Source organism: Ruegeria sp. HKCCA5463 (genome assembly GCF_013034175.1).
In the GTDB taxonomy this organism is placed as follows: domain Bacteria; phylum Pseudomonadota; class Alphaproteobacteria; order Rhodobacterales; family Rhodobacteraceae; genus Ruegeria.
In genome coordinates, this window is the sequence record NZ_WQFL01000005.1 from 118,779 (window position 1) to 137,690 (window position 18,912).

At 59.8% G+C, this 18,912-nt stretch carries 14 protein-coding genes; 5 read left to right on the forward strand and 9 right to left on the reverse strand.

Going from position 1 to position 18,912, the window contains the following annotated elements:
* Positions 1 to 37: 37 nt before the first annotated feature.
* The gene (locus tag GOW09_RS12195; protein WP_171118668.1) at positions 38 to 3,103 is read left to right on the forward strand and encodes an aminotransferase class III-fold pyridoxal phosphate-dependent enzyme; all 3,066 of its coding nucleotides are present in this window, start codon (positions 38 to 40) and stop codon (positions 3,101 to 3,103) included.
* A 50-nt stretch (positions 3,104 to 3,153) separates the two neighbouring features.
* Here GOW09_RS12195 and GOW09_RS12200 read toward each other — a convergent pair whose 3' ends face one another.
* Both GOW09_RS12200 and hemP read right to left on the reverse strand, forming a co-directional pair.
* Positions 3,154 to 3,630, reverse strand: a complete 477-nt coding sequence (locus GOW09_RS12200; protein WP_171118670.1) for a hypothetical protein — start codon at positions 3,628 to 3,630, stop codon at positions 3,154 to 3,156.
* Positions 3,627 to 3,794 carry a hemin uptake protein HemP gene (gene hemP, locus GOW09_RS12205; RefSeq protein ID WP_083445319.1) on the reverse strand — a complete coding sequence of 56 codons (168 nt, stop codon included), beginning with the start codon at positions 3,792 to 3,794 and terminating at the stop codon, positions 3,627 to 3,629. The genes GOW09_RS12200 and hemP overlap by 4 nt, the downstream gene beginning before the upstream one ends.
* A 206-nt stretch (positions 3,795 to 4,000) precedes the next feature.
* On the opposite strand from hemP, the gene gph reads away from it, so the two are divergent.
* A complete protein-coding gene (gph, locus tag GOW09_RS12210) occupies positions 4,001 to 4,660 on the forward strand; it encodes a phosphoglycolate phosphatase (protein WP_171118672.1) in 660 nt (219 codons plus the stop codon).
* Positions 4,661 to 5,414: 754 nt separating this feature from the next.
* Here gph and dld read toward each other — a convergent pair.
* From dld to GOW09_RS12230, 4 genes are all read right to left on the reverse strand, one after another.
* Positions 5,415 to 7,094, reverse strand: coding sequence for a D-lactate dehydrogenase (gene dld, locus GOW09_RS12215; RefSeq protein WP_171118674.1), 1,680 nt, complete (start codon positions 7,092 to 7,094; stop codon positions 5,415 to 5,417).
* Positions 7,095 to 7,112: 18 nt separating this feature from the next.
* Positions 7,113 to 8,264, reverse strand: coding sequence for an alpha-hydroxy acid oxidase (locus GOW09_RS12220; protein WP_171118676.1), 1,152 nt, complete (start codon positions 8,262 to 8,264; stop codon positions 7,113 to 7,115).
* A 12-nt stretch (positions 8,265 to 8,276) separates the two neighbouring features.
* Positions 8,277 to 10,340, reverse strand: coding sequence for a TRAP transporter large permease subunit (locus GOW09_RS12225; protein WP_171118679.1), 2,064 nt, complete (start codon positions 10,338 to 10,340; stop codon positions 8,277 to 8,279).
* A 120-nt stretch (positions 10,341 to 10,460) separates the two neighbouring features.
* Positions 10,461 to 11,510, reverse strand: a complete 1,050-nt coding sequence (locus GOW09_RS12230) for a TRAP transporter substrate-binding protein (protein ID WP_171118681.1) — start codon at positions 11,508 to 11,510, stop codon at positions 10,461 to 10,463.
* A 334-nt stretch (positions 11,511 to 11,844) separates the two neighbouring features.
* Here GOW09_RS12230 and GOW09_RS12235 point away from each other — a divergent pair, with 334 nt between their 5' ends.
* Complete coding sequence (locus GOW09_RS12235; protein ID WP_152458933.1) at positions 11,845 to 12,618, forward strand: FadR/GntR family transcriptional regulator; 774 nt, start codon at positions 11,845 to 11,847, stop codon at positions 12,616 to 12,618.
* Between the two features lie 114 nt (positions 12,619 to 12,732).
* Here the strand turns inward: GOW09_RS12235 and GOW09_RS12240 are convergent, their stop codons facing one another.
* Positions 12,733 to 13,245: a hypothetical protein gene (locus GOW09_RS12240; RefSeq protein WP_224854600.1), complete on the reverse strand. Its 513-nt coding sequence runs from the start codon at positions 13,243 to 13,245 to the stop codon at positions 12,733 to 12,735.
* Between the two features lie 84 nt (positions 13,246 to 13,329).
* On the reverse strand, positions 13,330 to 13,812 hold the full coding sequence (locus GOW09_RS12245) for an Lrp/AsnC family transcriptional regulator (protein ID WP_152458934.1): 483 nt from the start codon (positions 13,810 to 13,812) through the stop codon (positions 13,330 to 13,332).
* A 108-nt stretch (positions 13,813 to 13,920) separates the two neighbouring features.
* Between GOW09_RS12245 and putA the strand changes: the two genes are divergently transcribed.
* Both putA and GOW09_RS12255 read left to right on the forward strand, forming a co-directional pair.
* The gene (gene putA, locus GOW09_RS12250; protein ID WP_171118683.1) at positions 13,921 to 17,319 is read left to right on the forward strand and encodes a bifunctional proline dehydrogenase/L-glutamate gamma-semialdehyde dehydrogenase PutA; all 3,399 of its coding nucleotides are present in this window, start codon (positions 13,921 to 13,923) and stop codon (positions 17,317 to 17,319) included.
* Between the two features lie 42 nt (positions 17,320 to 17,361).
* Positions 17,362 to 18,105, forward strand: coding sequence for a rhomboid family intramembrane serine protease (locus GOW09_RS12255; protein ID WP_171118685.1), 744 nt, complete (start codon positions 17,362 to 17,364; stop codon positions 18,103 to 18,105).
* 18 nt (positions 18,106 to 18,123) lie between these two features.
* Here GOW09_RS12255 and GOW09_RS12260 read toward each other — a convergent pair whose 3' ends face one another.
* Complete coding sequence (locus GOW09_RS12260) at positions 18,124 to 18,909, reverse strand: inositol monophosphatase family protein (RefSeq protein WP_171118687.1); 786 nt, start codon at positions 18,907 to 18,909, stop codon at positions 18,124 to 18,126.
* Between the last annotated feature and the right edge of the window lie 3 nt (positions 18,910 to 18,912).

Genomic DNA, 18,912 nt, shown 5'->3' on the forward strand with positions numbered 1-18,912 from the left:
TGAAGAGGGCTCCGGCGCGTTCGGAGCGGAGACGGGAATGGACGATTTGAGTGCTTTTTGGACGGCCGCGCTGCGGCAGCTCTGGGGGCTGGACGCCCGTTTGACGCGGTTGGATGGTGAATATGATCTGAACTTTCGGGTGCACGCCACCAATGGTCAGGATTATGTGCTGAAGGCCATGCGGGCCGGATGCGATGCGGATCTGGTTGATCTGCAAATCAAGGCGCTGGCGCATATCGCTTCTGAGGCACCGGGATTGCCGTTTCCCAAGGTATTCCCTGATCTGACCGGCGAAATGTTGCCCGAGATTGCCGATTCTGAAGGACAGCGCAGGCTGGTTTGGCTGTTGGGGTGCCTGCCGGGCCAATGTTACGCGAAGGCCGCCCCAAAATCCGAAGAGCTGATCCTGAAACTGGGCCGCGTATTGGGGGCAACCGACCGGGCCCTGGAAGGGTTTGAGCATGAAGGGTTGCACCGGACCGGTTTCAAATGGGACCTGATGCAGGCGGGCTGGATTGCTGACAAGTTAAACGCGATCTCTGACCCCGCGCGGCGGGCGCTGCTGACGGAAATCTGTGAGGGGTTCGCAGCAATCGCGGATGTCCTTGCGGATCTTCCGAAACAGGCCATCCACAATGACGCCAATGACTACAACATTCTGGTCGAAGGGGAACTGAGCGAGCGGCGGCGGATCTCGGGCCTGATCGATCTGGGCGACATGTGCGCCGCGCCGCGCATCTGCGATCTGGCGATTGCCGGCGCGTATGTCGTGCTGGATCACCCCAAACCGGAACGGGCACTGGCTGCGTTGGTAAAGGGCTATCACGCGGCCAATCGGCTGCGGGCGGATGAGGTTGACCTGATCTGGCCGTTGCTGAGGATGCGGCTTGCCGTGTCGGTCGTCAACTCGACCCTGATGGCGGCCGAGAATCCGGATGATCCCTATGTGACGATCTCTCAGGCGCCCGCTTGGCGGTTCCTTGAGAACACGTCCATCAATGGCGGGCTGATGTCGGCGCGGTTGCGGACGGCTTGCGGCTTGCCCGTGGTTGATGGGGCTGAACGCATCCACGCCTATCTTCAGGAACACCGGGGACATTTTGCCGACATGTTCGGCCAGGACCTGGGCGATGTGCCCATGGGCTCGCTTTCGGTCGAAAACTGCGTCTGGCCGCAAGACCCATTCCACATGCCTTTGGCCGAGGCCGCGCGCGTTGGCGAGGAATACGGGCAGGACCTGTGGCTGGGTTACTATAACGAGCCCCGCCTGATCTATGCCGAGCCGGGGTTTCGCAAGGGCCCGTGGAAAGCCTCGGACCGGCGGACGGTTCATCTGGCCGTGGATGTGTTTGCGCCTGCCGGGACGGTTCTGCATGCACCGATAAGCGGCCGGGTCGAAGTGGTCGAAAACCGCGACCAGCACCTTGATTACGGCGGGGTGATCATCCTGCATCACGAAACGCCTGAAGGCGACCCGTTCTATACGCTCTATGGCCATCTGGATCCGGAATGCTGTGACCGGCTGAAACCCGGCGACCCGGTGGCACAGGGGGCCGCGTTTGCGCGGTTGGGCGATGCCGGCCAGAATGGCGGATGGGCCCCGCATGTGCATTTCCAGTTGGCCCTGACCACCGATGGCATGGAAGCGGACTGGCCCGGTGTGGGAGACCCGGACGAACTGGAGCTGTGGCACGCGGTCTGCCCGAACCCGGCGGCGTTGCTGAACCTACCGGATGACAAGGTGTTCTATCACCCCACTGACAAAGCGGAAATCCTGAACAAACGGCGGGCGCATTTCGGGGGCAACCTGTCCCTGACCTATGACGATCCGGTCATGCTGGTGCGCGGCTGGAAGCATCACCTGTTCGACGAATGGGGACGCCCCTATCTGGACGCCTACAACAACGTCCCGCATGTGGGACATGCCCATCCGCGCATTCAGGCCGTGGCTGCGGATCAGCTAAGGCGCATGAACTCGAACACCCGCTATCTGCATCCGGCACAGGTGGAATTTGCCGACAAGATCCTGTCGAAGATGCCGGATCACCTACAGGTCTGCTTTTTCGTCAACTCGGGAACCGAGGCCAACGAACTGGCCCTGCGACTGGCCCGCGCCCATACCGGCGCGAAGGGGATCGTGACGCCGGATCACGGCTATCACGGCAACACGAACGCTGCGGTGGCGATCTCGGCCTACAAGTTCAACAAACCGGGCGGCATCGGGAAAGCCGACTGGGTTGAACTGGTCGAGGTTGCCGATGACTATCGCGGGTCATTCAAGCGTGATGATGCGGACCGGGCGCAAAGATTTGCTGATCTTGTCGATCCGGCGATTGCCGCCCTCCGGGATCGGGGACAGGGCGTGGCCGGGTTCATCGCGGAAACCTTCCCGTCGGTCGGCGGCCAGATCATTCCACCCAAAGGCTATCTGCCTGCGGTTTACGAAAAAATACGTGCTGCGGGGGGTGTTTGCATCGCCGATGAGGTGCAGACAGGTCTGGGACGGCTGGGTGAGTATTACTTTGGCTTCGAACACCAGGGCGCGGTTCCGGATATCGTGGTGATGGGCAAGCCAATCGGAAACGGGCACCCGCTGGGCGTGTTGGTGACAACCACAGAGATCGCGGACAGCTTCAACAACGGGATCGAGTTCTTTTCGACCTTTGGCGGTTCAACCCTGTCCTGCCGGATCGGCAAAGAGGTGCTGGATATCGTCGATGACGAAGGGTTGCAGGACAATGCCCGCCGGATGGGGGATCGTCTGATGGCGGGGCTGCGCCAGATCGAAGCCGACTTTGGTTGCGTTGGCGACGTGCGGGGTATGGGGCTGTTTCTCGGCGTGGAACTGATCAACCCCGATGGAAGCGAAGGCACCGAGATTTGCAGCTATGTCAAAAACCGGATGCGCGATCACCGCATCCTGATCGGCAGCGAAGGGCCCAGGGACAACACCCTGAAAATCCGCCCGCCCCTGACCATCGAGGCCGAGGATGTTGACATGATCCTGTGGGCGCTGCGGGATGTGTTGTCCGAGGTGGGCGACTTTACCCCCGCCCCTGTTTGCGATCATGACCATCACCATGCCGGATGCGGGTGCTGCTGAACGAAAAAACCCCGGCGCATCGCCGGGGTTCAACCGTTTCACACACAGGGTCAGTGGAGCACGGCCGAGGGGGTCTGGTGGCCGGTGGTCGGCATTTTGAAACCTGCGGTCATACGTCTGAGAGTCAGCCCCAGTTCTTCCGACAGGGATGCCAGCGCGGGGGCAAAATCCGGACGTACGATCAAAGACGCCAGCATCATCGCATCTTCACGCGCCCCTTCGGACGCTGCCGCGATCATCTGTGCAAAGCAATTCTCATCCGCGCCAAGGCATGCACATCCAAGACCATGCCGGATCAGGGGGCGACGGCCATGGGCGGCGCATAGCGAGCACAAGCGATCCAAAGTCAGCATTGCCGCACGCCCGCAATCCGCGCCCAGCGCGACTTGGAAATCGCTGGCAGCGTCGGCACGACCGCCCTCGCCTTCGCTCCACATCCGCAGGTACATCACGGCACCCGCTTCGATGGGATCGAGATCGGCAAGGCGGCCAACCGCTGCGCCGCCGCGCTTTAAAGGCGCGCTCATTTCGTCAGGATCAGTTTGCCTGCACGGGTGATGCGCAGGGTATAGAGTTGATCGCCAAGTTCTATATGGGCCAGGTTGCCGCCCTTGGTCAGATCCTCGGCCTTGTGCGCGGGAAGCATCGAGACAGCGTAACCTTGGGTTGGGGTCGGGTTCTGTACGTTCATCGGGACATCTCCAGAGCGTTTCGGCATGGTGCCATATCTATCGCGTTTCAATTGATTTGGCTGACCCCGAAAGGGCTGGCTTTCTGTTCCTGTCGCTTAATCTGATTATTTTAGTAAGGATTGTCAAGCATCGTTTTGAAACAGGCGATTGCCCCCCGGTACAGGGCGGGTTAGGTCTTGGGTCGGGCGATGAAGGGCAAGCAAACATGACCGCAGCAGTTGTATTCGATCTTGACGGAACGCTGGTGGACAGCCTGGGCGATCTGGCGGCGGCGGCCAACCGCACGCTGAACGACGTTGGGCATGATCCATTGGCGACGGATATCATCAAAGGATTCGTTGGCAACGGTTTACCCAAGCTGGTCGAACGCATGATCCGGCATTGCGAGCTGCCGCTGGATCGCCACGCGGAACTGACCCAACTGACCCTCAAACACTACAATTCCGCGGCCAGCGAAACGACTGTTCCCTACCCCGGCATCCCAGAGGCATTGGCCAAATTGCAGCAAATGGGATGCGTTCTGGGCGTCTGCACCAACAAACCCGAAACACCGGCGCGGCATGTGCTGGAAGCACTGAACCTGTCCCGGTATTTCGACGCGGTTCTGGGTGGCGACAGCCTTTCGACGCGAAAACCGGACCCCAACCATCTGTTCGCAAGCTTCGATGCGCTTAGGGCGTCCGGCCCGCGTCTGTTCGTCGGCGACAGCGAAGTTGACGCGGAAACGGCTGCGCGTGCGAAGATCCCGTTTTTGCTGTTTACAGAAGGATACCGGAAAACACCGGTCGCCGAAATTCCACACACCGTGGCCTATGGCGCATCACAAGATTTGCCCGCCCTCGTCGCCGAATTGATCAAAAGCTGACGCCGGGCGCAAAGATCATCGCGCCCTTCGACGCCCGTAACGATCAGCATGGCCACTGACCCCGACTGCCATGCCCCCCAAAAGTTAAGAGGGGCCGGCCGAGGGGGTGTGGCCAGCCCCTCATCGGGGAAAGTTAATACCGTGTGTGTTTGTGTGGTAAGTACGGTAAGTTATGTTTACCCCTGTTTGTCGCGGCGCGAAATTGGGGGTTTCCCGTAGTTCCCCAAAAAACGCGATAAATAAGGGATAAATGGCGTTTTTCCGGCCCCGGTCATCTGCAAATTTTCGCATGCAAGACGGGCTTCTGGCCCGCAGCTTCGCAGGGATGATCTGCAAGCCGATTGCAAGCCAAGGGTAACCCTAGGAAAACCTGTCAGAAATCACGCGACCCTGAAATTACCTGAACAGAAAGGTGCTCTGTCAATTGACCGCATGAACCCGTCGGTTCAAATCCCGGACAGCCTGACAAATGCGTGTTTGTGATACTCAAAACCAAACGATCTGCGCCAAACGCGGCTGAATTCCGCGCCTCAACGCGAGATTCCTTGCCGACTCCGTCGACCCCGACTGCGCTTTCCGAATCTTCCCTACACCTGGCACGCGACGTTCAATCGGTTCTAGCAGCCTTCTGCGCGGCAGATGCGTGCGGGGTTGCGCTTAGGATATCAGGCTGTCGGGCACCAACACCCTGTTCATCACAACCCGACGAATCTGTCGGCCGTTTTCACAGCACCCTGCCGCGCCGGAAACCCGGTTATTGGTAATTCTTCGCCTTGGACATTTTGCCGATACCCGGATTGAACGCGTTGGTCGGGTCACAGCATTTGTAATGTGCCGCCAGGTCCGGCTTGGCCTTGTAAAGGTGCCCCACGTTATGTTCAGCAGGGTATTCCGCGCCGCGTTCGTCAAACAGTTTCAACATTGCGGCCTTCAGAGCTTTTGGGTCAGCCCCTTTTTTGACTATGTAGTCCTGATGCATCACGTGGCACATGAAGTGCCCGTAATAGAGTTTGTGAACCAACTGGTCTTCGATCTCAGGCGGCAGCTTCTCCAGCCAGTCCTGGTCGTTGCGGCGCAGTGCGACGTCAAGTGCGATGATATCTTCGACGTCGTCCGAATGGATCGCCATGTAACGTACCGCCGCGCCTGCCGCCGCAAAACGATGAAGGCCTGCGATCCTGGCCTCGCGCGCATCACATTCGAAAAATCCGCCATCCCGCCCACTCAGAAATCGCGGCAACCACTCAGCGGCCTCGGACACACCTTCATCCTTCATTTTCAGGATCAGGTGATGTTCGTACTTGTCGCGGAAGTCCGTCATCCGTTTGGGCAGGACACGGGGCCACAAAGCTATTGCTGCCTGCATGAAACGATCAGTGAAATTTCGCAAAAACGGAATGCGCCGCAGGCGTGCATCCACGGCGCCTTTCATCGCAAAGAACATCGGCAGACGGTCCGTGCCAAGCTTGTCGATCATCACGACCGTGTCCTTGCCATAGCGTGCTGCAATATCGAACGCTTCGCGATGCATGTATTCGGCCGAAACCGGCAGCGATTTGAACTCTGACAATATGTGGCGCCGCAGGTCCGCCAGATCGTCGGGATTGTTGGTGCCCACATAGAACACCTTCTCGACCTCGTTCTTGGGAAAGGTGTCAAGGCGCACGGCAAAAACGGCCAGCTTCCCGGCCGAGCCCGAAGATTCGAAAAGCTTGGCCTTGTCCGCATTGAACCGCGCAGGCGTTTCCGCATTCACGTCCCGCACGATCTGTGCGTAGTCGCTGGCCGACGCGCGTTTGTTGGTTGCCCCGGGATTGCGTTCGAACCTGCCTGCATCGAGGTTTGCAAGGATCTCTTCCGGCGTGCTGCCCAGATCGATGCCCAGATGGTTGACCAGTTCCAATTCACCCTGTTCGGTGATTTGGGCATAGACGGAAAGTTCCGTGTAAACCGGACCGCGCTCTACCAGAGAACCGCCGGAATTGTTGCATACCCCACCCACGATCGACGCGCCGATGCAGGACGAACCGATCACCGAATGCGGCTCGCGTCCGAACGGGGCCAACAGTTTTTCCAACGCAAAAAGCGTGGCGCCCGGAAAGCTGACGATCTGCTCTGCGTCGTTCAAGGGCACCAGAGTATCCATCCTACGCGTGTTGATCAGAACTACGTCACGGTCATAGGTGCCGGACGGCGTAGACCCTTCGGTCAGGCCAGTATTGGCCGCCTGCATGATGACGATCTTGTCGGCTGCAACGCAGGCTTGCAGGATCTTCCATTGCTCCAGCAGGGTCCCCGGCTGAACGACGCACAGCGCCTCACCCTCGCCCGAGCGGAAACCGCGCCGAAAGCGCTCTGTCGCGCGCTCTCCAATCAGCACGTGACGCGTACCGACGATAGAGCGGAAATGTTTGATCAACGCGTCATTGGTCATATCGGCCCCCGTTTCGGGTTAGGGATTGCGGAAACGAATATTTTCGCGGCTGAGCTGGCCAACACTGGTGACACCCATCAGCTTCATGTCGCGCTCGATCTCGGCACGCATCAGCCCAAGGGCCCGTTCGACCCCAGCCTGCCCCGCGGCAGCCAGAGGATACAGGTAGTGCCGCCCGATACCCACGGCTTTGGCCCCGATCGACAGCGCCTTAAGCACATGGGTGCCACGCTGAATGCCGCTGTCCATCATCACGTCCAGCTTGTCGCCGACGGCATCGACAATCTCGGCCAGTTGATCGAACGGCGTGCGCGATCCGTCCAGTTGGCGGCCACCGTGGTTCGACAGGATGATGCCGGTGCAACCGATCTCAGCCGCTCGTTTGGCATCCTCGACGGTCATGATCCCCTTCAGGCAGAACTGACCATCCCAGTCGCGCACCATCTGCGCCACGTCATCCCAGTTCATCGACGGATCGAGCATATCGGTGAAATACCCGCCGATCGAGCTGGCCCCACCGCCCATATCCACATGTTCTTCAAGCTGAGGCAGCCGGAACTTTTCATGGGTGACATAGTTGATGCCCCACATCGGCTTGATCGCAAACTGTATCATGCCGCCCAGCGTCAAGCGGAACGGGATCGAGAACCCCGTGCGCAGATCACGCTCGCGGTTGCCGCCGGTGATGCTGTCGACGGTCAGCATCATGACCTCGACACCGGCCTCTTTGGCACGCTGCATCATGGCGGCGTTCAACCCGCGATCCTTGTGAAAGTAGAATTGATAGACCTGCGGGTTCTTGTGTTTTTGGCGCAGCTCCTCCAGCGAGACGGTTCCCAGAGAGGAAACTCCGAACATGGTGCCGTATTTCTCGGCCGCCGCCGCGACGGCGCGCTCGCCCTGATGGTGGAACAGGCGTTGCAACGCGGTGGGTGAGCAATAGACCGGCATGTCCAGTTTCTGCCCCATCACAGTGACGGACATGTCCACGTCCGAAACCCCACGCAGGACCGAAGGCAACAGATCGCAGCGGTCGAACGCCTTGGTGTTTTCCCGGTACGTCACCTCATCATCCGCGCCACCGTCGATGTAATTGAAGATCGGCCCCGGCAGTCGTTGCTTGGCCAGCCGCCGGAAGTCGTGGAAGTTATGACATTGGCTCAGGCGCATCCGATAAGCTCCTTAGTAGGCGACCGACGGCAACCAGGTGGCAAGGGTCGGCCACAGAAACACTAGCGCCAATCCGGTCAATTGCAGCAGGACAAATGGGATGATGCCCTTGTAGATATGCGTCAGCTTGATCTCTGGTGGGCAAACACCTTTGAGATAGAACAAGGCAAAGCCAACGGGCGGCGTCAGGAAGCTGGTTTGCAGCGTCACCGCAACCAGGATCACGAACCACACCAGCGCCGGTTCATCCAGAACGCCAAAGCCGGGGATGTCGATGCCCAGACCGTTCACGATGGGGCGCATCAGGGGCAGCACGATCAGCGTGATCTCGATCCAGTCCAGTACGAAGCCCAGCAGGAAGACGATGAACAGGATGAACAGAATTGTCCCGTTGGCTCCAAAGCCGGTGGATTGCACCACGTGTTCGATCAGCTCATCCCCGCCCAACTCGCGCAGCACGTATGAGAACACGGTCGCACCGAGGAAGATCGCAAAAATGTAGGCGGTGGTGTTGAAGGTCGACACCAGCACGTTCCACAGCTTGGCAAAGGTCAGCTTGCGATAGCCCAGCGCCAGCAGGGTCGCACCCAAGGCACCGATGCCGGACGCTTCGGTTGGCGTGGTCAGACCGGCAAAGATCGACCCCAGCACGGCAAGGATCAGCATCAGCGTCGGGATGACGGCGATCAGCACGTCCTTCACGGCTGCCCAGTCGGGGGCTTTCGCGCCTTCGGGCACGGGGGCCGCGTCGCGTTTCACCAGAGCCAGAATAAAGATGTAGGTCAGATACAAGGCGCCGATGATCACGCCTGGGAAAACCGCGGCCATGAACAGGTCACCGACTGACAGGGCCATCTGGTCGGCCATGATCACCAACATGATTGAGGGTGGGATCAGAATGCCCAATGTCCCCGAGGCCGAAACCACGCCCGCCGCCAGTGTCGGCTGGTACTTCTGCTGCATCATCGACGGCAGCGACAGCACGCCCAGCAGTACAACCGAGGCACCAATGATGCCGGTCGAGGCCGCCAGAATGATCCCGATCAGGGTCACGGTGATGGCCAGTCCTCCGCGCACCGTCCCGAACAGGCGCTGCATCGAGGACATCAGACGCTCGGCCACTCCGGATTCGTCCAGCATCAGCCCCATGAAGATGAACATCGGCAGGGCAACCAGAACCGCGTTGGACATGGTCGCGTAGACCCGGTTCACCACCGCGCCCAAGGTCAGGTAATCAAGCCCGGTAAAGGTGCTTTCCAGCCCTGTCCACAGCATCAGATCGTTGTCGAACAGATAAGCCAGACCGCAATAGGCGACGCCGACACCGGCCAGCACCCACGCCACCGGGTAACCGGTGAACAAAAGCGCGATGAATGTCAGGAACATCGCGATGACCAGCTTTTCCTCGGTCGTTTCGACAAGGAAGGTCAAGCCCACGCAAACAGCGGCGAACACGGCCAGAACCAGCAGAATACGGCGCAGCGGCGCGCCTTCACGTTCCGAGGCCGGCCCGTAGAGCAGCGCGTGCCCGTCGTGGATCAGCCGCGCCAACGCCGCCAGAGCCAACAGCACAAAGCTGATCGGGATAACCGCCTTGAAAGCCCAGCGTGCAGGCAGGCCAGTTGGGCTGTCCGAGCGTTCGTTGACGCGGAAGCTTTCGTAGAAATAATCATAGCCCTGATCGACCATCAGATAGATGAACGGGGTCAGCAGGGTCAGGATGCCGATCACCTCGATGATCCGCTGCGCGCGGCGCGAAAGCTGCATATGCAGGACGTCCACACGCACATGGCTGTCGGTGATCAAGGCATACGAGATGCCGATCATCGTGACGATTCCATAGAAATGCCACTGGATCTCATCCAGTTTCGGGTAGTTCTGGCTGAACAGGTAGCGCAACGAGACCTGTGCGAAGATCGCGCCCATCAGCAGGACATTGGCCCACATGACGACATGACCCACAGCCTTGACCCCGGCGTCGATCGCGACGGCGATTTTCTGGCGGTCGGAATCGGGGTGTTCCAGGATGCCTTCATAGGCTTCGACCGGATCGTTGAGGTTCTTTTGGGTGGTCATGGTCATTCCTCGCTCAGCAACCCGGAATACGGGTAGTGAAAGGTTAGAAAGTCCGAAGATCGAAAAGCAGGAACCGGAGCGGCGGATCGGGCCGCCCCGGCAACGTCAGTGAGGGAGAGATTACTGACGTGGGAGGAAGGCGTTCGTCTTCCAGAGGTTATAGCCGTCACGGAATTCGTTCATGTCGGCCAGAACCTTAGCAAAGAAGGCATCATTGGCGGCTTCTTCTGCGGCAACCTCTTCCCAGGTCGCGCGGAAGGTATCCAGCATCTCGGGCGACCACTGCTTGATGGTGACGCCGTTGTTTTCAACGTTGTCGATCAGGGCCGCGTGCTGGATGGCTTCGCCTTCGGCAAAGCTGTCCGCCATCGAAGCCTTGCAGGCGCTTTCGATGATTGCCTTGTGCTGATCGCTGGTTTCGTTCCAGACGTCCTTGTTGATCAGCAGTTCAAACACGGTCGCCTGCTGATGCCAGCCAGGGAAATAGTTGAACTTGACCAGCTTGTGGAAGCCCAGGCGCGCGTCGATGGCAGGCATTGAAAACTCGGTCGCGTCAATCGCGCCTTTTTCCAATGCGGGGAATATCTCGCCACCTGGCAGCAGCGAGGTCGCCACACCCAGTTTCTGCATCACCTTGCCGCCCAGACCAAAGAAACGCATCTTCAGCCCGTTCAGGTCTTCGGGCGAATTGATCTCGGACGCGAACCAGCCCGAGGTTTCCGGCGCGATAATGGCGCAGGGCAGTACTTTGACGTTGTAACCGGCCTGATCATACATCTCCTGATACAGGGTCATGCCGTTGCCATAATACAGCCAAGCCATGTATTCGCCCGCCTCGGGGCCGAACGGAACGGCCGAGAACAGCGGCGCAGCCGGGATTTTACCGGCCCAGTAACCAGCCGTGGTGTAACCCGAGTTGATCTTGCCGGCGGACACAGCGTCCAGAATTTCAAAGGGCGGCACCAGTTTTCCCGGCTCGTACACCTTCATCTTCAACGTGCCACCGGACATCAGTTCCAGCTGATCAGCCACACGTGGAATAGGCGAACCCAGGCCCGGCAGTTCGGTCGAAAAGGCAATCGGTGTTTTCAGCAGCAGCTTGTCCGCCGCAACTGCGGGTGCCGCCAGCAGGCTGGCGGCCACGGCCAGGCTTGTCAGGGTCTTCTTCATGAAATCTCCTCCAGGGTTGGTCGGGTTTTCTCCGATCAGTGGCGCAGGCTCTTCCAGCGCCGCTCCGGTGGTAAACTAACTTTACCAGCTTAAACCAGTCAATAACTTTGTTTACCACTGGCGCTAACCGAAACTGGAATCTCGCCTTCTACAAGCCCTGCAAAATCCCGATATGACTGCATCAAAAACTAACAGATTCTCCAAAAATCATTCAGAAACAGACACGTAATTCACGTTCGGGAAGAACAGCCTCGCGCTTGAAATCTGAACGGATATGGTTATCTTTGTTTACCAGTTATTCTGGTTATTTCAGCGTCACACGGGGCAATATCTCATGAACACCACGGCGATTTTTGAACCGGTTGGACACGAATCGCTGGCTGATGCGGTGGTTTCACAGGTCGAGGACCTGATCGCTTCGGGCATCCTGAAGCAGGGCCGAAAACTGCCTTCCGAGCGCGATCTGGCCGAGATGTTGCGCGTGTCGCGCCCGAAGCTGCGCGAGGCCCTTCAGGTGCTGGAAGAACGCGGGCTGGTCACAACGCAACACGGTGAGGGAACATTCGTCGCGGCCCTGACCGGACAAGCCATGATGCCCGCGCTTCTTGCTTTGTACGAACGTCACGAGCCGGCTTTCTTCGACTATCTGGAGTATCGCCGCGAGCAGGAAGGTTTCGCGGCCCGGCTTGCCGCACGTCGCGCCACCAAGGCAGACAAGGAACGGATTTCCGAGATCCTTGATGAAAACGAGCGTGCCTGGCAGGAGCAGGACGCCAAGGCTTCGCAAGAGGCGGACTTTGCGCTGCATTCCGCGATTGTGGATGCCAGCCAGAACGCGACCCTGATCCACATGATGGCGTCGATCTACGAACTCACCCGCAAGGGCGTTTTCTACAATCGCGACTTCCTGCGCACGATTGACGGGACCGGCGAAAAGTTGCTGCAACAACATCTCGAACTTGGACGCGCGGTGATCGAAGGGGATGAGAAGCGGGCCGAAAAAGCGGCAAAGGACCACATCGACTTTGTTGAAGAATCTTTCAAACTCGGGATCGAGCAGCGGCGACGCGAAGCCATGGCCGAAAAGCGCCGGATACTGTCACGCTGACGGCTTTGCCTCCCATTTGCCCTTCTGATTACGGGGCCAAAGTCCCCGAGGTGGCCGCGAAAGGCACCTGTTTGGCGATTTGCGACCGGCGTCCAAACTTGCCCGATCCGGCTGTCAGATATCTTCTCCGGGCGGCTCCAGAAGGCCGCCTGGCTCCAACAAGGCCCGCTCGGACAGCCACGGGTTGAGCTCAAGCGCCTCGGACAGTGCTGCGCGCGCGTCTTCCAGGCGTCTCAACCCCAACAGGGACAAAGCCCGCCCACTCAGCGCACCGATATGGTTTGGCGACATTTCGATCGTGACATTCAGGTCGCGCAATGCCGCGTCAAAATCCTGCCTCAGATAGTTTACGAAAGCACGCTGATTGTAGCCTTCGGCGTAATCCGGGCAATATTCGACAAGTTGGTTGAAATCGTCCAATGCGCCCGACAAATCCCACGCCTCTCGTCGCGCCATTCCCCGATCCAGCAGGGTCTGCGATCGGGCATCCGGCGCGTCTGTCCAAAGTTCCCACATTTTATTCGAGATGACCCGGGCGTCGCTTTGCGATTGCGCCTTTTGGACCTGCTTGATCAGCGCATCCACCCCTTCGATATGATCCGGAGCCGTGGGGCATGTCTCGGCCATGGCCGAGCATGAACACGCGATCAAAAAAAACGTTGCGGCATAGGTTCGCATCACGAAACAAGGGTGGGCCATAATTCCACCGCGTCAAGGCTGATGTTCAAAACCGCCCAGCATACCGGTTTCCTTCACGGCCTCCATCGCAACAAAAGTTGAGGTATTGGCGACATGCGGCAGAGACGAGATCTTCTCGGCCAATACACGGCGGTATTCCGACATCGTGGCCGTGCGCACTTTCAGAAGATAGTCAAAATTGGACGCGATCATATGCGCCTGCTCGACCTCGGCGGTTTTGCGGACGGCTGCGTTGAACTCGGCCAGCGCCTTTTCGCGGGTATCGGTCAAACGCACCTCGACAAACGCGACGTGATCCAGGCCCAGCCGGATCGGATCCAGCATCGCCCGATAGCCCGTGATCACTCCGCTCGCCTCCAGCCGTTTGAGCCGCGCTTGCGTCGGAGATTTTGACAGCCCGATCTCGCGCGCAAGATCGGCCACCGAGATACGGCCGTCCTCGGCCAGAATCCTTAGAATCGACCGGTCAAACCGATCAAGATCAGGAAAACTCATTTGAACTGTCCGTTGCCAAAAATTCAGATCATTCTCCTTCAATAATATCAAACTCAGTCCGTTGTCCTGATTTTTTCGCATTATATTATCACAAAGACCGGAGGACATATGTCACACAGCCTGCGCACCCTCATCGATACTTCCACCTATGCCGATCAGTCGGCAGTTCTTGAGACACTGATCTCTCAGGCCAGCCTGACGGACACGGATCGCAGCGCCATCAGCGCCGCGGCTGCGCAGCTTGTGCGCGATATCCGGTCCAGCACTTCTCCGGGGCTGATGGAGGTGTTTCTGGCCGAATATGGCCTGTCCACCGACGAAGGCATCGCCCTGATGTGCCTGGCCGAGGCGTTGCTGCGTGTGCCGGATGCCGACACAATTGATGCGCTGATCGAAGACAAGATCGCGCCCTCCGATTGGGGCAAGCATCTGGGGCAATCCTCGTCCTCGCTGGTGAACGCCTCGACATGGGCGCTGATGTTGACCGGAAAGGTGCTGGACGAGGGCAAGGCGTCTCCGGTCGGGGCGCTGCGCGGTGCGATCAAGCGGTTGGGCGAGCCGGTGATCCGCACTGCCGTGGCACGCGCGATGAAAGAGATGGGCCGGCAGTTCGTTCTGGGGGAAACCATTCAGTCCGCCATGGACCGCGCACGCGGGATGGAGGAGAAAGGCTATACCTATTCCTACGACATGCTGGGCGAAGCGGCCCGAACCGAAGCGGACGCGGCGCGCTATCACCTGTCCTATTCCCGCGCCATCTCGGCCATTGCCGAGGCCTGCACCCATGACGACATCCGCGCCAACCCAGGCATTTCGGTAAAACTGTCCGCCCTGCACCCCCGTTATGAGCTGGCACAGGAACAGCGTGTGATGGACGAGCTGGTGCCGCGACTGCGGGCGCTGGCCCTGCTGGCCAAGGCGGCCGGAATGGGCCTGAACGTCGATGCAGAAGAGGCGGATCGCCTGTCGCTGTCGTTGCAGGTGATAGAGGCGGTGATGTCCGACCCGGCCCTTGCCGGCTGGCACGGGTTTGGCATCGTGGTTCAGGCCTATGGCCCGCGCGCAGGCCTGGTACTGGATACGCTGTATGGCATGGCCGAACGCCACGATCGCCAGATTATGGTGCGATTGGTCAAAGGCGCCTATTGGGATACCGAGATCAAACGCGCGCAGGTCGAGGGGGTGGATGGCTTTCCCGTCTTCACGCACAAGGCGGCAACCGACGTCTCCTATATCGCCAATGCACGCAAACTGCTGGGCATGACCGATCGGATCTATCCGCAATTTGCCACGCACAACGCGCACACGGTCAGCGCCATTCTTCACATGGCCAAGGATCAACCGTTCGAATTTCAGCGCCTGCACGGCATGGGCGAGACCTTGCATCAGATCGTGATGGACAAGCAGAACACCCGGTGCCGCATCTATGCACCGGTGGGGGCGCATCGCGACTTGCTGGCTTATCTGGTTCGGCGCTTGTTGGAGAACGGTGCGAATTCATCCTTCGTCAACCAGATTGTGGACGAGGATGTGCCACCGGAAGTGGTCGCCGCCGATCCGTTTGTTGCGATCCGGACCCCTCCGCCCGCACTGCCGACCGGGCCGGAATTGTTCCAGCCTGAAAGACCGAACTCCAAGGGTTTTGACCTGCATCACACACCAACCCTGGATCAGATTGATGCGGCACGGGATCAGTTCCGCGCCCATCACTGGTATGCGCAACCCTTGCTGGCCGATGCGGCCAAACCCGATGCGGATGAGCCGGTGATCAATCCGGCACGGCCGCAGGACAGGCCCGGCGCGGTGGCCCCAGCCAGCGCGGCGGATGTGGAAATGGCATTGGCCTCGGCCAACCCCTGGGATGCCCCCGCTGCCGAACGCGCCCGCATCCTCAATGCCGCAGCCGATCTTTACGAAGCCCATTATGGCGAGTTGTTTGCCCTGCTGGCGCGTGAGGCTGGGAAGTCGCTGCCCGATGCGGTGGCCGAACTGCGCGAGGCGGTGGATTTCCTGCGTTACTATGCAGCCAACATCCCCGATGCCGAACCCGCGGGGATTTTCACCTGCATCAGCCCGTGGAACTTCCCGCTGGCGATTTTCTCTGGGCAGATCTCTGCTGCGCTGGCAACCGGAAACGCGGTTCTGGCCAAGCCTGCGCCCCAGACGCCCCTGATCGCACATCGTGCCATTCAGCTTATGCACGAGGCGGGGGTGCCGCGCGACGTGCTGCAACTGTTGCCAGGCGGGCCTGCCGTGGGTGCGGCGCTGACGTCGGATCCACGCATCTCGGGCGTGGCCTTCACAGGGTCAACAGCCACCGCGCTGAAAATCCGCGCGGCGATGGCCGGATCCATGCGCCCCGGTACGCCGCTGATCGCGGAAACCGGCGGTCTGAATGCGATGATCGTCGACAGCACCGCCCTTCCCGAACAAGCCGTGCAATCGATCATCGAAAGCGCCTTTCAGTCGGCGGGCCAGCGCTGTTCCGCCCTGCGCTGCCTATATTTGCAGGAAGACATCGCCGATGACGTTCTGACCATGCTCAAAGGGGCGATGGATGCGCTGTCGGTCGGCGACCCCTGGCTTTTGTCGACGGATTGCGGACCGGTGATCGACGAACAGGCCCGTCAGGGCATCGCCGAGCATGTGACCAAGGCGCGCCACGAAGGGCGGGTGCTGAAAGAGCTTCCGTTGCCGCCCGAAGGTATCTTTGTTGCGCCGACACTGATCGAGATCCCTGGGATCGCCGCGCTGGAACGCGAGGTGTTCGGCCCGGTGCTGCACATCGCCCGGTTCAAGTCGCAAGAGATCGACAAGATCATCGCCGATATCAACGCCACCGGATACGGCCTGACCTTCGGCCTGCACACCCGCATCGACGACCGCGTGCAGCATGTGACCGAGGCGATCCATGCGGGCAACATCTATGTCAACCGCAACCAGATCGGCGCCATCGTCGGGTCTCAGCCCTTTGGTGGCGAAGGATTGTCAGGCACGGGCCCCAAGGCGGGCGGGCCGAACTACATGATCCGGTTCTGTGCACCCGACCGTCAAAGCACGGCGGATACATGGGGCGCCGTGGCTGATCTGCCTGCGGCGCAAGGTCAACCTGCGCCGGTCAAAACCCGGTCCCTGCCCGGCCCGACCGGTGAATCGAACCGCCTGAGCGAGTATCCCCGTCCGCCTCTTTTGTGCTTGGGACCCGGAGAGGCCGCAGCGCGTGCGCAGGCCGATGCTGTATATGCGCTGGGTGGCACCGCCATTCAGGCGACCGGGATGCTTGACCTGCACCGGTTGGAAAACCTGACCGGCATTTCGGGCGTGTTGTGGTGGGGAGATGACGAAACAGCGCGGCAGATCGAACACCATCTGGCGCGCCGCGACGGCCCGATTCTGCCGCTTTTACCCGGCAAGCCCGACCGCGCGCGTGTTCTGGGTGAACGCCATGTCTGCGTCGACACGACCGCGGCGGGCGGAAACGCCGCGTTGTTGGGAGGTGCGGCATAAGCTTGCCTTGACGCTGGGCGCACAAAAGCCCAGCGTCACGGCATGTTTCCGATCCGCGACCATAACCCCTCGGGGCGCACACCTTATGTTGTCTATGCCTTGCTGGCGGCCAATATCCTGATCTTCCTCAGCTATGTTGGGATCATGGATGATGGGCCGCGGATCGGCAGGCTGTTTTTCGACTACGCCATTATTCCGGCGCGGGTCAGCGACGGGTTCGGGCTGGAAACCCTCGTGACATCCATGTTCCTGCACGGGGGCTGGATGCACTTGGCGGGCAACATGCTGTTTCTGTGGATCTTCGGTGACAATCTGGAAGACGAGATGGGCCATCTGCCCTTCCTGCTGTTTTACATGGCGGCAGGAATCGGCGCGGGCCTGTTTCACGTCATCACCGGGCCCGAGTCCCAAGTTCCCACTGTTGGGGCCTCGGGCGCGATTGCGGGCGTGATGGGCGGGTATCTGTTGCTGTTCCCGAAAGCACGGGTGGATATCCTGCTGATCCTGATCGTCTATTTCAGGGTCTTTACCATTCCCGCCTTCATCATGCTGGGCGTCTGGCTGGCGATACAGTTCTTTGGCAGCGTCACCAGCAATCCGGACGAAGGCGGCATCGCCTATTGGGCCCATACCGGGGGGTTTGCCGTTGGCCTGATCCTGTGCATACCGCTGTGGCTGAGACGCGGCGGAATTCAGTTCTGGGATCGCACCCATGGACATCCGCCCCACCCGGAGGCGAAGTACAAGCTGTCACAATCCCGCATTCCGCGCGTTCCGCGCCGCTAAAGCTGGTTCAAAGGGCGCCTAGCCCCGGATCACCTTGGCGAACTGATCGAAGATCGGTTCGTTCGAACAGATCACTTCACCATCTTCCAGCACGTTGCCTTCAGGGTTCAGCGCCTGCACGAAACCGCCAGCCTCTTTGACGATGATCACACCGGCGGCCAGATCCCAAGCATTCAGGCGGCGTTCCCAAAAGCCTTCGTATCGGCCTGCGGCCACGTATGCCATATCCAGCGCGGCGGCGCCCCAACGACGCACACCGGCGCAGGCGGGCATCAGACGCGCCAGATCCTGCAAAGTCGCAGGCAGATCCGAGCGGCCACCAAAGGGCAAACCGGTCGCGAAGACCGATTCAATCATGCGATGACGGCCCGACACGCGAATACGGGTGTCGTTCATCCAGGCGCCCTCACCCTTTTCAGCAAAGAACATCTCGTCCTTGGCGGCGTCATAGATCACGCCGGCCACGATCTTGCCCTTGTGTTCCAGTGCTATGGAAATCGCCCAATGCGGCAGGCCGTGCAGGAAATTGGTGGTGCCGTCCAGCGGATCGACGATCCAGCGGCGGGTCGGATCCTCACCATCGATGGATCCGCCCTCTTCGGCCAGCCAGCCATAGGTCGGCCGTGCGCCCAGCAGCTCTTCTTTCAGGATGGCTTCGGCGGCGATGTCGGCCTTCGAGACGAAATCACCGGCACCTTTCATCGACACCTGCAGATTCTCGACTTCACGGAAATCCTTGACCAAAGAACGCCCCGCCTTGCGCGCGGCCTTGATCATGATGTTGAGATTTGCGCTGCCAACCATTGT

What these genes read in the sequence shown, in the direction of transcription:
- hemP (WP_083445319.1), bottom strand. Translation starts at nt 3,794, where the DNA reads ATGAACGTACAGAACCCGACCCCAACCCAAGGTTACGCTGTCTCGATG.
- gph (WP_171118672.1), top strand. Translation starts at nt 4,001, where the DNA reads ATGACCGCAGCAGTTGTATTCGATCTTGACGGAACGCTGGTGGACAGC.
- GOW09_RS12230 (WP_171118681.1), bottom strand. Translation starts at nt 11,510, where the DNA reads ATGAAGAAGACCCTGACAAGCCTGGCCGTGGCCGCCAGCCTGCTGGCG.
- GOW09_RS12195 (WP_171118668.1), top strand. Translation starts at nt 38, where the DNA reads ATGGACGATTTGAGTGCTTTTTGGACGGCCGCGCTGCGGCAGCTCTGG.
- GOW09_RS12255 (WP_171118685.1), top strand. Translation starts at nt 17,362, where the DNA reads ATGTTTCCGATCCGCGACCATAACCCCTCGGGGCGCACACCTTATGTT.
- putA (WP_171118683.1), top strand. Translation starts at nt 13,921, where the DNA reads ATGTCACACAGCCTGCGCACCCTCATCGATACTTCCACCTATGCCGAT.
- GOW09_RS12225 (WP_171118679.1), bottom strand. Translation starts at nt 10,340, where the DNA reads ATGACCACCCAAAAGAACCTCAACGATCCGGTCGAAGCCTATGAAGGC.
- GOW09_RS12245 (WP_152458934.1), bottom strand. Translation starts at nt 13,812, where the DNA reads ATGAGTTTTCCTGATCTTGATCGGTTTGACCGGTCGATTCTAAGGATT.
- GOW09_RS12235 (WP_152458933.1), top strand. Translation starts at nt 11,845, where the DNA reads ATGAACACCACGGCGATTTTTGAACCGGTTGGACACGAATCGCTGGCT.
- dld (WP_171118674.1), bottom strand. Translation starts at nt 7,094, where the DNA reads ATGACCAATGACGCGTTGATCAAACATTTCCGCTCTATCGTCGGTACG.
- GOW09_RS12220 (WP_171118676.1), bottom strand. Translation starts at nt 8,264, where the DNA reads ATGCGCCTGAGCCAATGTCATAACTTCCACGACTTCCGGCGGCTGGCC.
- GOW09_RS12200 (WP_171118670.1), bottom strand. Translation starts at nt 3,630, where the DNA reads ATGAGCGCGCCTTTAAAGCGCGGCGGCGCAGCGGTTGGCCGCCTTGCC.
- GOW09_RS12260 (WP_171118687.1), bottom strand. Translation starts at nt 18,909, where the DNA reads ATGGTTGGCAGCGCAAATCTCAACATCATGATCAAGGCCGCGCGCAAG.
- GOW09_RS12240 (WP_224854600.1), bottom strand. Translation starts at nt 13,245, where the DNA reads ATGGCCGAGACATGCCCCACGGCTCCGGATCATATCGAAGGGGTGGAT.